Origin of the sequence: Formosa agariphila KMM 3901 (assembly GCF_000723205.1) — a bacterium.
Lineage (GTDB): Bacteria > Bacteroidota > Bacteroidia > Flavobacteriales > Flavobacteriaceae > Formosa > Formosa agariphila.
The window spans coordinates 1,108,162-1,121,711 of record NZ_HG315671.1; the positions used below are offsets into that span (position 1 = coordinate 1,108,162).

Genomic DNA, 13,550 nt, shown 5'->3' on the forward strand with positions numbered 1-13,550 from the left:
TTTATGAAAACTATCAATATAATATCAAAAATAACGTTCACTTTCATCTTAAGTACGCTGGCTTTTAATTGCTCGGATTTAGATGAAGTTGTTAAAGACGAAGTCATTGGCGGACAAACATCTAATCCAGAGAGTGCAATTGCTGCAGCTTACGGACAATTGGCAGATGGTACGTTTACAGATCATGGTAGCGTTTTTGGTTTACAAGAATATCCTACCGACGAATGTATGCTACCTACACGAGGAAGCGACTGGGGAGACGGTGGAAAATGGAGAGACCTTACAGAGTTTACTTGGGGAACGACTAATGCACAAGTTACAGGGACATGGAATGCTTTAAATAGCGGTATCACTAAAACGCTAATTGCTATTGAATCTTTACAAGAAAACCCAAATTATGCGAATTATGATTTATTCATGGCAGAAGCCAAAGCTTTATTAATTCTATATGTATACAACACTTTGGACTTGTTTAACCAAGCACCATATAGAGACTTATTCTCGGACGATAAATCTTTAGTTTTTCTTCAAGCAGATACAGAAATAGATAATTTAATATCTGATTTAGAAGCTATCATTCCAAATCTTGCCGATTTAGGAGAACAGCAAACCTATAATGGCCGTTTTACAAAACAAGCCGCTTATGCTTTGTTAGCAGATATGTATTTAAACAGAGCTGTTTTTAAAGATCGTTATAATACCTCTTCTAGTTTTAATTTTACAGAAACTGCTGTCGATAACAATGGAACAGACATGGATAAGGTTATTTACTATTCTACGTTATTAATTAATGATCGCTTTAGTTTAGAGAGCAACTACTTCGACAATTTTGCACTAAGTAATTCTAACGGATCTGAAATTATTTTTGCCGTAATTCAGGAGAATGATAATATTAGAAGAAGTGATAATGATTTTGCCTATATGTCTACCGGACGTGCCCAAAAACAAACTCCAGACAACAGAGGAACTAATGGCTCTAATGTGGGACCTGAATTTTATAAGACTTGGGAAGGTAATCATGATGATCCACGATTCCACAGATATTATCAGTATGCCGATGGAACTTGGTTTATGAACGATGGCACAACGACTAGTGTACCTGCAGAAGATATTAGACCAGATACAGGAAAACCTTTAGTACATTTTAATAGAGGTTTACAAGTTGGGCAACAATACGGACCTACACTTGATGGAAAAGGAGGCTTTAATATGACTGCAGACGGAAGAATTGCAATTAGCAAATTATACATGGAAAAGAACACGACTATTCCTATGGACTATACGCCAGAAATGAATTTTAACAATCCGTCGGAAGCCATTTTAACACAAGATCAAATTAATGCAGGTGTACGTAACTTTAAATGGGAATTTGATCCAGAAAATGGAAACGGTAACAGTGCTGTTGATATTCCGTTATATCGTTTAGGAGGTATTTACTGTATGAGAGCAGAAGCTTATTTTAGAAAAGGAGAAACGGGTCTTGCTTTAGCCGATATTAATAAATTGCGTACTAGCAGAACTCGAGAAGCTTTATTTGATAATGCTCCTGGTGTTGCCCTTGAAACTTTAGATGACGTTACTCTATACAACGAAATCGGATTTGAAATGTATTGGGAAATGTACAGAAGAAAACAAATGATTCGTTTTAATACTTACGACAAAGCGTATACAGCTAAAGCCGCTACGCAACCGTATTTAAGAGTTTTTGCTATCCCACAATCTACTATTGATGTTACAGATGGCATTGAACAAAATTTCGGATATAATTAAGTCGGTTTTTTAATCATCTATTAAAAGGTAGCAATATGAATTGCTACCTTTTTCATAGGTTTCAAATTAGGGTTTAAAGCCCTGCAATTTCGTTGCAACACTTTAGTAAAATGAAATTTTTATTTTTATGAAATGGGAAAATATCAACGCAAAGAATCGCATGCAGTAACTCGTTTAGGTTGTCATATAGTATGGTCTACCAAGTATAGATATAAAGTATTGAAAGGAGATGTACAGTCTCGTTGCTGGGATTTGCTGATTCAAACATTTGAAGTTAAAGGAAGTTAAACATTAAAAAGAGTTGTTAGTTCTAATCATGCTCACATGCATATTGAATACTCACTAAAACAGAGTATTAGTTTTTTTTACAAAACAAATAAAGAGAAGAAGTTCAAGGAAGTTACAGCAGGAATTTCTAAAATTAATAAAAAAAATATTGGATAAACATTTTTGGGAAACAGGTTATGGTGTTTGGAATACTGGAAATATCACAGATAGAAATGGTGATTGAATATTTAGAGCATCATAGGAAGCCTAATTCGGATAACTCCAACTTCGTATTAGAGTAAAAACAAAGAGGAACTTTAGTTCCTCGTGTAACAAACTTATGGGCTTAATTCCATAGTGGTTTAGTTTTTTGAAATGAGTTTGTAAATAAAAAGTAGGTTATAATTTAAGTTACTTTTTTGATGCTGTGTGTTCAAATAAAATGAATGCTTTCTAAAAATAAAGAGGCTCAAAATTCAATTGAATTCTGAGCCTCTTTTTATATTGCAAACGTAATCTATATAGTGCTTTTAGTCATTTTTTTAGCTTACAAGTTACAACTTGAAAATCGAGTAAAAAGCTTAAAAAAATGAAGTTGAGTATTCTGTTAATCTTCGTTCGTAGGTTTCCCGATGGTTGCTAAAATTCCACCATCGACATACAATACATGACCGTTAACAAAATCACTAGCTTTCGAGCTTAAAAAGATAGCCGCTCCGGCTAAATCGTCAGGATCTCCCCATTTTGCTGCTGGTGTTCTATTAATAATAAAATCGTTAAACGGATGACCGTCTACACGAATGGGTTCTGTTTGAGAAGTAGCAAAATAACCTGGCCCAATACCATTCACCTGAATGTTATATTTTGCCCATTCTGTAGCCATATTCTGAGTTAACATTTTTAGTCCGCCTTTCGCTGCTGCATACGCACCTACATTGTTTCGGCCTAGTTCACTCATCATCGAGCAAATGTTAATCACTTTTCCTTGCTGACGTTTTACCATATTTTTTACCACATGCTTAGACACGATAAACGGACTCACTAAATCAATATCGATAACCTCTTTAAAATCGGTTACTTCCATGTCTAATAAAGGCGTGCGTTTTATAATACCTGCATTGTTAATTAAAATATCAATCGGACCAACTTCAGTTTCAATCTTAGAAATAGCTTCAATAACATCGGCTTCAATAGTGACATTAAATTTATAACCGAAAGCGTTTATACCTTCACCTTTATAAATTTTAAGAGCATTGTCAATCTTTTCTTGCGATGAATTTCCGTTAACAATAATTGTCGCTCCTGCCAAGCCTAAACCTTTGGCCATAGCCATACCTAAACCGTGGGTGCTTCCTGTAACTAAGGCAACTTTGCCTTTTACATTAAATAATTCTACGCTCATATTTTTATCTTAATTCTGTTATTTTAGCAACATCCATATCGTTATAATCTAAATTTTCTCCGGCCATTCCCCAAATAAATGTATAGTTTGATGTTCCAGAACCTGAGTGAATAGACCATGGTGGAGAAATTACAGCTTGGTCGTTTTGCATCCAAATATGACGTGTTTCTTGTGGTTGTCCCATAAAGTGACATACCGCTTGATCTTGAGGAATATCTAAATAATAATATACTTCCATTCTACGATCGTGAACGTGAGCCGGCATCGTGTTCCAAACACTTCCTGTTTTAAGTTCTGTCATTCCCATTTGTAACTGACAAGAGGTAACAATACCACCAATAATCATTTGATTTACGGTACGGTGATTTGCAGTTTCTAGAGACCCTAATTCAATTTTATTAGCGTCTGCTTTACTTACTTTTTTGGTTGGATAATTGGTGTGTGCAGGAGCAGAGTTTAAATAAAATTTAGCAGGATTGTTAGCATCTTCACTTGCAAAAACCACATCTTTAATACCCATTCCTACGTACAATGCATCTTTTAAGCCCATGTCATAAACTGTACCATCTACGGTTACAGTTCCGTTTCCACCAACGTTAATAATTCCTAATTCTCTTCGCTCTAAAAAAGTAGACGCTTTTAATGGGTCAATAGTCTCTAAAGTCAATGGTCCTGAAACAGGAACAGCAGAACCTGCGATATAACGATCGTAATGCGTATAGGTTAAATTAATTTTATCGGCTTGCATTAAGGTGTCAATCAGGAATTCATCTCTTAATTCTTGAGTGTCATATTTTTTTACCGTATGCGGACTAGATGCATAACGACTTTCGTAAATTGTACTCATTGTATTTATTTTTTGATTCTATTTTTTAAGATATAAACTTAATATAAAATATTGAGTCTATTAAATGTTAGCGCTTTATAATTCAATATTTGAAGGATTGCTACCTTGATTTTATGTGGTAAATAACAAAAAGCCTAAACACCATAAAGTAGGAGTTCTTAAAATTTTTCCTTAAATTTAAAACTGACTTATTTTCTTTTAACACCACTCCAATGCTGTGGTAAAAAGTTATGAAAGAAAAGTCAAATGCAACTTTATAGTACACTTATTAAAAAAAAATATAAGAAGTTTTTAACGCTATATTGGAAATATGAAATTCAATAGTTTATGAATAGAATGTATTATTTATTTTTAGTATTAGCACTTGCTTTCCTTAATACGGGATGCAAGTCTGATGCTAAAATCAGTGAAGAACAAGTCGCGGAGAGTTTTAATCCGGCTTTAGAACATAGATTTCAAAAATTGGTAGATTATCCTGTAGGAGCCAATAATTTTCCTAGAAGTATGTCGCTTAATCCAGAAGAGGTCTATACGGTGCCATCTAAAGATTGGACGAGCGGATTTTTTCCAGGGAATTTGTGGTTAATCCATGAGCTTACCGGAGATAGTATCTATAAAGCGAAAGCTCAGGCTTGGACCGTTTTAATGGAAGATCAAAAAGAGAATGACAAAACTCACGATATGGGTTTTAAAGTATATTGCAGTTTTGGAGAAGGTTTAAAACAAGATCCAGATAATCAATATTACAAAGATGTTATTGTAGAAAGTGCTAAGACACTTATTACACGCTATAATGATTCTGTAAAATCTATTCGCTCTTGGGATTTCAATAAAGATGTTTGGGATTTTCCAGTGATTATCGACAACATGATGAATTTAGAACTGTTATTTGAAGCCACGAAAATTTCGGGCGATAGTATATATCATAATGTTGCAGTGCAACATGCAAATACAACTTTAAAACATCAGTTTAGACCAGACCACAGCGTGTTTCATGTAATTAATTACGATACTATTTCTGGAGTTGTGAAAACAAAAGAAACGCACCAAGGATTCGATAGAAATTCTACATGGGCACGTGGCCAAGGTTGGGCTATTTATGGCTATACTATGTGCTATAGATATACTAAAGACCCGAAGTATTTGACACAAGTAGAAGCTACAACGAAGTTTTATATGGAACATGAAAATCTTCCTAAAGATGGGGTGCCGTATTGGGATTTTAACGATCCAGCAATTCCGGATGCACCACGAGATGCTTCGGCGGCCGCTATAGTAACATCGGCTTTATTTGAATTATATACGTACACAAATAACAAAACTTATCTTGATTTTGCAACACGGATTTTAAATACATTAAATTCTGAAGCCTACCTTTTAAAAGATACGGTTAACGGACCATTTATTTTAGATCATAGTACAGGAAATTGGCCTAAAAATGATGAAATAGATGAACCTATAGTATATGGAGATTATTACTTTTTAGAAGCTTTAACAAGAAAACGAAATCTAGATTTAAAATAAATTCTAATTCGTAATTTTAGTAGGATATAAGAAAATAGTCAAATGACTTATGGTGAAAAACCATGTGTGATTTGATTATTTTTTTTGAAATATATTTAAATTTTAGGCTTCAGAAATCGCATTTTCAAACATCAATTGATTCATGTCGTTATACACTACATTTTCTTTAATTAGAATATCGATTGGTAGGTAAACCTTATCAATTGGTACTTTCGATTTTAGTAAATAATCGGACATTAATCGTATAGATTCGTAACCTTGTTCAAAGGGTTTTTGAGAAATTAAAAAGGAAATATCATCCTGTTTAAGACAGTCTACGTTTTGTGGCGTATTATCGAAACCTATAATTTTATATTCTTTTTGTTTACTTTGTTTTAGGCAGTCAACAATAACTGCAGTTCGACTAGATGGAATAAAAATTCCGCGAATAGAATCGTTTGAATTTAAAGCGTCTTTAATACTTTGCTGCGTTTTTAAGACATCATTAAAATTTTCAATTTTCAAATTAATAGGATTCATATTTGGAGTATGGTTTTTAAAAAAATCATTAAAACCATGTATACGTTTAGAAATGGCGTTATTATCGCCCGAGTGTTCTCGCGATTGAATTATTAATATTTTAGACTCTTTCTCCATACCTAAATGCATCAATTTTCCCGCAATATACCCAGAGGTATAAGAATCTTGTCCAATATAAGTAAGGTTGTTAAAGCCTTCAATATCGATGTTTAGAAAAAGATAAGGAATATCAGCAGTTTCTAATTGCGTAGTTATTTTTTTTGTTTCATTTAAAAACATAGGAGCAAAAACAACAGCCGTCGGTTCGGTTTCTAAAAGCGTTTCAAAAGATTTAAGGTAGGAGGCAGGATCGTATTGGTTGAACTTAAAATAATTTACGGTTATTCCGATATTTTTAACTTCATCACTTGCCTTTAAAACCCCTAAATAAGGCGATTTCCAAAAAGAATCTGTTTCGTTATATTCCGGAATTAAAACGGCAACATTATGTTTGTTTTTCATTGCTAAAGCACTAGCAACGGGGTTTATACTGTAATTTCTGCGTTCTAAAATCTTACGTATTTTGGCTTCCGTTTTAGATGAAACACCACCTCGGTTGTGTAAAACGCGGTCTACCGTGCCTTCAGAAACATTCGCTTCTTTTGCAATATCCTTTATTCTTATCATGCCTTGTTGTTGGTGTTCATTAATTAGAAAGTACAAATTAAAGCATTTTATTATAAATAAAAGGTCTTTCTCGTGGGCGCACACTAAAATTTATTATATTTGCGTGTGCGAACACGAAATTATAATAATTAAAAGAATCCATATATGAGTAAAGTAGTCGTTTTAACAGGAGCCGGAGGTGTTTTATGCAGTACATTAGCAAAAGCATTGGCAGAACAAGGGCATAAAATTGCTGTATTAGATTTAAAATTAGAAGCAGCAGAGCAGGTTGCAAAAGAGATTGAATCTGCAGGCGGAACCGCGATGGGTGTTATGGCCAATGTTTTAGAAAAAGCGTCTTTAGAAGATGCTAAATCTAAAATTAATGCTGCTTACGGTACGGTCGATATTTTAGTAAATGGTGCAGGAGGAAACCATCCCCTTGGAACAACTTCTAATCCGTTTTTAGAAGAAGAAGATTTAAAAAATACAACCGAAGGGTTTAAAACGTTTTTCGATTTAGATAGTAAGGGTATTGAGTTTGTTTTTAACTTAAACTTTATAGGAACGCTATTACCAACTCAAGTCTTTGCAAAAGATATGATTGGTAAAAAAGGCTGTAGTGTTTTAAACATTTCTTCAATGAATGCCTTTACACCTTTAACAAAAATACCTGCATATAGTGGTGCTAAGGCGGCAGTTTCAAATTTCACGCAATGGCTTTCGGTTCATTTTTCTAAAGTCGGAATCCGTGTAAATGCGCTTGCGCCAGGATTTTTCTTAACCGATCAAAACAGAACCCTATTAACAAATACCGACGGAAGTTTAACACAACGCGGACAACAAATTATAGACCAAACGCCAATGGGACGTTATGGTGTGCCAGAAGATTTAATTAGTACAACGCTGTATTTGTGCGACGAAGCATCGTCGTTTGTAACGGGTGTTGTTATTCCAATCGATGGTGGATTTAGTGCATATAGTGGGGTTTAATAAAAATAATATTTAATAGTATGGAACAAACATGGAGATGGTACGGACCAAAAGATCCGGTAACCTTATCAGATATAAAACAAGCTGGTGCAACAGGAGTTGTATCGGCTTTACATCACATTCCTAACGGTACTGTTTGGAATACAGAAGATATTTTAGAGCGTAAGAACACTATTGAAGAGGCTGGATTAACATGGAGCGTGGTAGAAAGTATTCCCGTTCATGAGACCATAAAAACACGTTCTGGAGATTTTCAGAACTATATAGACAACTATAAGCAGAGTATCGAAAACTTAGCAGCCTGTGGCATTCACATTGTATGTTATAACTTTATGCCTGTATTAGATTGGACGCGTACAGATTTAAGTTACGAGGTTGCCGATGGTTCACGTGCCTTACGTTTCGATGCCGCCGCTTTTGCAGCTTTCGAATTATTTTTACTGAAACGCCCGGGAGCAGAATCGACGTATACCGAAGCAGAAAAAGACACGGCAAAACGTTATTTCGATGCCATGACAGAAGCCGACAAAACACAGTTGGTAAATAATATTATTGCAGGATTACCAGGAGCAGAAGAAGGCTACACATTAGAGCAATTTCAAACCGTTTTAGATACGTATTCAGATATTGATGCTACTGCGTTAAAATCGAATTTAGTTGCCTTTTTAAAAGAAATTATTCCTGTCGCTTCGCAAAACGACGTGTTGATGTGTATCCACCCAGACGATCCACCATTTCCAATTTTAGGACTTCCTCGTGTGGTAAGTACAGAAGCGGATTATGCCTATTTATTTGAGCAAGTACCTAACAGATCTAACGGAATTACATTTTGTACTGGATCATTAGGTGTCATTGCATCTAACAATTTGGTTCAGATTTTTAAGCGCTTTGCAGATCGTGCACACTTTATTCATTTAAGAAGTACCGAGCGTGATGCTGCTGGAAATTTCCATGAAGCCAATCATTTAGAAGGCGATGTGCCTATGTACGATGTGGTAAAAGCCATTGTCTTAGAAGAGCGTAAGCGTAAAGCTGAGGGTAAAACAGATTGGAATATTCCGATGCGCCCAGATCACGGTCACCAGATGTTAGACGATTTAAAAAAGAAAACAAATCCAGGGTATTCAGGCATTGGACGTTTAAGAGGTCTTGCTGAATTACGCGGTTTGGAATTCGGAATCTCAAAAAGCATTTAAAATGAAGCCAATTGATTCTGAAGGATTTATTACAGATCATTTTTTATTGAACTCTAAGGCGGCTGAGGTTTTATATCACAAATACGCTAAAGAAATGCCGATTATCGATTACCATAATCACTTATCGGCAAAGCAAATTGCAGAAGACCAACCTATAGGGAATCTTACCGATGCTTGGTTGCAAGGCGACCACTACAAATGGCGTGGTATGAGAGCAAATGGTATAGATGAGCATTTTATTACAGGATCAGCTTCAAAAGCAGATAAATTTAAAAAATGGGCAGAAACGGTGCCTTATACGTTAAGAAATCCGTTGTTTCATTGGACGCATCTAGAGTTAAAACGCTATTTCAATATCGATTTGGTGTTGCAACCTAGTACGGCTGAAACTGTGTATGAGCAAGCAAATAAAATTTTAGAAGATAAAACACCGGCACAACTTTTAGAACAAATGAATGTAGAGGTAGTCTGTACAACAGACGATCCTACAGACGATTTAGCATATCATAACCAAATTGCTAAATCAGATTTCTTTACTAAAGTATATCCGACCTTTAGAGCCGATGAGCTATTTTTTATTGCAGAAGATAAATTCTCTGGATATTTAAAAAAATTAGAAACAGCTTCTAAAACTGAAATTACTAAGTTTTCAGAATTTATTGCAGCAATAGACTCTAGGTTGACATATTTTAATGAAAACGGTTGCCGATTATCAGATTTTGGTGTTGGTGAAGCGTTAACTATTGAAGCGTGTACCTTAGAAGAAGCATCAATTGTTTTTCAAAAACGATTACAATCGGAAGTACTTTCTAAGTTAGAAATTAATAAATACAGATCGTTTTTATTCATTTATTTAGCGAAACAATATCATAAGTTAGATTGGGCACAACAATATCATTTAGGACCCATTCGTAACAATAATAGTCGTTTAGTAAAGCAAGTAGGCTTAGATGCAGGTTGCGATTCTATAGGCGATTTCCCGATGGCAGAATTTATGTCGAAGTTGTTTAATACATTAAATACAACCGATCAATTAGCTAAAACGATAACCTATAATTTAAATCCGTCGCAAAACGAAGTGTTTGCTACTATGATGGGGAATTTCCAAACAGGTGGTACTCCAGGTAAAATGCAATGGGGTTCTGGTTGGTGGTTCTTAGATCAAAAAGATGGGATGGAAAAGCAGTTAAATACCCTTTCTAACATGGGACTCTTAAGTCGTTTTGTTGGGATGTTAACCGATAGTAGAAGTTTCTTGTCGTTTCCAAGACACGAATATTTCAGACGTATTTTATGCGATGTATTAGCGGACGATTTAAACAAAGGATTGGTGCCAAACGATATTGAATTTTTAGGTGCTATGGTACAAGATATTTGTTACCATAATGCAGTAAACTATTTTAATTTCAAAAAATAATATGAAACTAAAATTACTAGTATGTATACTAAGCGTGGTGTGTTTACAATCTTGTAGGCAAGAAAGTGAGGTGAAAACTTTCTTTATATCGCATAATGCGCAACAATCTCATCCCGTACACCAAGGCATCGTTAAGTTACAGGAAGTATTAGAAGAAAAATCTAATGGGAAATTGGTTGTTAAAATTTTTCCAGATGCCCAATTGGGGTCAGAACGAGAAGTTTTAGAATTACTTCAAATAGGAAGTGTTGCCATTGCAAAAGTTAGTGCGGCAACCTTATCTAATTTTGTGCCTGAATATAATGTTTTAGCCATTCCCTATGTGTTCAGGGACAAGGCTCATAAATTTAGTGTATTAGAAGGTTCCGTAGGAAAAGAAATTCTTGAAAAAGGAAGCGATTTTTGGCTAAGAGGCTTGTGTTATTATGATGCAGGAAGTAGAAGTTTTTACACCAAAACAAAAGCCATTAGAACACCAGAAGATTTAAAAGGATTAAAAATCCGTGTGATGAACGATCAAATGTCTATTAATATGGTTAATGCTTTAGGTGGTTCGGCAACCCCAATGGCATATGGCGAATTGTACACAGCCATTCAGCAAGGTGTAGTAGATGGAGCAGAAAATAATGCCCCATCATTTGTGTCGTCTAACCATTATGAAGTAAGTAAATACTACACGTTAGACGAGCATTCGTCTATTCCAGATGTATTGGTTATAAGCACCAAATGGTGGGATACTTTAACAGAAGAGGAGCAACAATGGTTGCAAGAAGCTGCAGATGCTTCAGCCGAGGCGCAAAAAGAATATTGGAGACTTTCGGTTTTAGAATCTATGAAAATAGCGAAAGAATCTGGTGTTGAAATTATCGTCCCAGAGAAATCTTTATTTGCAGAGAAAACAGAATCTGTTTTAGAAAATTTCGAAACCGATTATCCAGATTTATCGCCACTTGTTAACCGTATAAAAGCCGTTAAATAATATGAAAATAGATACCTTTTTTAAACGGATAGAAAATGGGATGGCAAAGATTCTTGTTGTTATTTTCGGGTTATTAGTTTTAGATGTGTTATGGCAAGTGTTTTCGCGTTACATTTTAAAAATGTCTTTTTCTTTTACAGAAGAGTTTGCAAGATTCTCATTAATATGGTTATCTATTCTTGGAGCAGCCTATTTAAATGCAAGACGCGAACATTTATCTATGGACTTTTTATATAGAAAATGGTCGACTACAACTCAAAGAAAAGCATCCATAGTCATAGAAGTTTTAGTCTTCTTATTTGCAGCAATTGTAATGGTTATTGGCGGTTTTAATTTAGTGTATATCACCCTTCATTTAAATCAATTATCAGGAACATTAAGAATTCCGTTAGGATACGTTTATATGATTTTACCTATAAGTGGTTTAATTATTATGATGTTCTCGGTATACCACATTTCAGGATTATTAACCAACAAAATTCGCGATTAATTATGAGTATAGAAGTTATTAGTATTCTCGTTTTATTTATAAGTTTTTTCGCCTTATTACTGTTAAAAGTACCTGTAGCATATAGTATTGGTATTTCGACAACTTTAAGTCTACTTTTAAATATAGATAGATTACCAGGTATTACAACTATTGCCCAACGTATGATTACGGGGATTGATAGTTTTGCTTTATTGGCCATTCCGTTTTTTGTACTCGCTGGAGAAATAATGAAACGAGGAGGTATAGCCAACAGATTAATAAATTTTGCAAAATCTATAGTGGCAAGTCTCCCAGGAGGATTGGCTTATGTAAATGTTTTAGCTTCGATGTTATTTGGTGCGATTTCAGGATCGGCAATTGCGGCAACTTCTGCAATTGGAAGTATCATGACCGACCGTATGGAGGAAGAAGGCTACCCGAGATCGTTTAGTGCATCTGTAAATATTACGTCTTCAACTACGGGATTATTAATTCCGCCAAGTAATATTTTAATTGTGTATGCTTTGGCAAGTGGAGGTTCTGCCTCTGTTGCCGCCTTATTTATAGCCGGATATGTGCCAGGTATTTTATTAGGTTTAGCCTTAATGGGATATATAGCGTACGTAGCTATTAAGAAAGATTTTTTAAAAGGTGAGCGTGCTCCCTTAAGAGATATTTGGAACTATTTTAAAAAGGCCTTTTTTAGTTTGCTCTTATTAGTTGTGGTTGTGGGCGGTATTGTAATGGGAATTTTTACAGCTACAGAAGCTTCCGTTATTGCTGTATTATATGCTGCTGTATTAGCTTTAGCTTACAAAAATATTAGCGTAAAAGATTTTCCAGATGTACTACTTGCAAGTGCTAAAACAACAGCAGTTGTTATGTTCTTAATTTGTACGTCTATGGCCATGTCTTGGTTGTTTTCTTTCGAGAGTATTCCGGCCTTAATGAGTGATTTTTTACTGAACCAGTTTAGTAATCCGTTTGTAATTTTCTTTATAATTAATATTATTTTATTGATTGTGGGAACGTTTATGGACATTACGCCGGCTGTATTAATATTTACACCAATTTTCTTACCAGTGGTAATGGAATTGGGTATGGATCCTGTGCATTTTGGAATTGTAATGGTTCTTAATTTATGTATTGGTTTATGTACACCACCAGTAGGAACGATATTGTTTGTAGGTAGTGGAGTCGCCAATATATCGGTGTCTGAAGTAATAAAACCTCTAATTCCATTTTTAGTTATCATGATAATTGTATTGATGATGGTATGTTATATCCCAGAAATTTCAATGTTTTTACCACGATTATTTGATTTATAGATACACGATAAGTGCAGAAGTTATATACCCTAATTAAATAGACTTTTTCAAATGACTTATCATTTTTTTAGCCAGCTCTTGTATGTTTATATGAAGGAGCTGGTTTTTTATTTGAGTTCGGATGATTATAAGTTTTGTAGTGCCTCTTACACAGATGTTTAAATTTAATCTGCGTAGTATTTAAAAACAAAAAA

11 protein-coding genes and 1 pseudogene are annotated in these 13,550 nt (G+C 34.7%); 9 read left to right on the forward strand and 3 right to left on the reverse strand.

Annotated features, from left to right (window positions below; translation table 11 throughout):
* Positions 1-3: 3 nt before the first annotated feature.
* The gene (locus BN863_RS04765; protein ID WP_038528044.1) at positions 4-1,770 is read left to right on the forward strand and encodes a RagB/SusD family nutrient uptake outer membrane protein; all 1,767 of its coding nucleotides are present in this window, start codon (positions 4-6) and stop codon (positions 1,768-1,770) included.
* A 132-nt stretch (positions 1,771-1,902) separates the two neighbouring features.
* Positions 1,903-2,339 (forward strand): annotated as a pseudogene (gene tnpA / locus BN863_RS18225) (IS200/IS605 family transposase).
* Positions 2,340-2,644: 305 nt separating this feature from the next.
* Here tnpA and BN863_RS04770 read toward each other — a convergent pair.
* Positions 2,645-3,439 (reverse strand): gluconate 5-dehydrogenase, encoded by a 795-nt coding sequence (locus BN863_RS04770; protein ID WP_038528045.1) that lies wholly within the window; start codon positions 3,437-3,439, stop codon positions 2,645-2,647.
* A 4-nt stretch (positions 3,440-3,443) separates the two neighbouring features.
* Positions 3,444-4,286, reverse strand: a complete 843-nt coding sequence (gene kduI, locus BN863_RS04775; protein ID WP_038528047.1) for a 5-dehydro-4-deoxy-D-glucuronate isomerase — start codon at positions 4,284-4,286, stop codon at positions 3,444-3,446.
* A gap of 327 nt (positions 4,287-4,613) precedes the next feature.
* Here kduI and BN863_RS04780 point away from each other — a divergent pair, with 327 nt between their 5' ends.
* The gene (locus BN863_RS04780; protein ID WP_038528049.1) at positions 4,614-5,810 is read left to right on the forward strand and encodes a glycoside hydrolase family 88 protein; all 1,197 of its coding nucleotides are present in this window, start codon (positions 4,614-4,616) and stop codon (positions 5,808-5,810) included.
* Positions 5,811-5,912: 102 nt separating this feature from the next.
* Here BN863_RS04780 and BN863_RS04785 read toward each other — a convergent pair whose 3' ends face one another.
* Entirely contained in the window at positions 5,913-6,995 is a 1,083-nt protein-coding gene (locus BN863_RS04785) for a substrate-binding domain-containing protein (RefSeq protein WP_038528053.1), read from the reverse strand.
* Positions 6,996-7,139: 144 nt separating this feature from the next.
* Here BN863_RS04785 and BN863_RS04790 point away from each other — a divergent pair, with 144 nt between their 5' ends.
* From BN863_RS04790 to BN863_RS04815, 6 genes are read left to right on the forward strand one after another with little or no spacing between them, the layout of a single operon-like run.
* A complete protein-coding gene (locus tag BN863_RS04790; protein ID WP_038528055.1) occupies positions 7,140-7,967 on the forward strand; it encodes an SDR family oxidoreductase in 828 nt (275 codons plus the stop codon).
* Between the two features lie 20 nt (positions 7,968-7,987).
* Entirely contained in the window at positions 7,988-9,163 is a 1,176-nt protein-coding gene (uxuA, locus tag BN863_RS04795) for a mannonate dehydratase (protein WP_038528057.1), read from the forward strand.
* A gap of 1 nt (position 9,164) precedes the next feature.
* Positions 9,165-10,580, forward strand: coding sequence for a glucuronate isomerase (gene uxaC / locus BN863_RS04800; protein WP_038528060.1), 1,416 nt, complete (start codon positions 9,165-9,167; stop codon positions 10,578-10,580).
* Position 10,581: 1 nt separating this feature from the next.
* Positions 10,582-11,559, forward strand: coding sequence for a TRAP transporter substrate-binding protein (locus BN863_RS04805; protein ID WP_038528063.1), 978 nt, complete (start codon positions 10,582-10,584; stop codon positions 11,557-11,559).
* Position 11,560: 1 nt separating this feature from the next.
* Positions 11,561-12,049, forward strand: a complete 489-nt coding sequence (locus BN863_RS04810; protein ID WP_038528066.1) for a TRAP transporter small permease — start codon at positions 11,561-11,563, stop codon at positions 12,047-12,049.
* A 2-nt stretch (positions 12,050-12,051) separates the two neighbouring features.
* Positions 12,052-13,356: a TRAP transporter large permease gene (locus tag BN863_RS04815; RefSeq protein ID WP_193363890.1), complete on the forward strand. Its 1,305-nt coding sequence runs from the start codon at positions 12,052-12,054 to the stop codon at positions 13,354-13,356.
* The last annotated feature ends 194 nt before the right edge of the window (positions 13,357-13,550 follow it).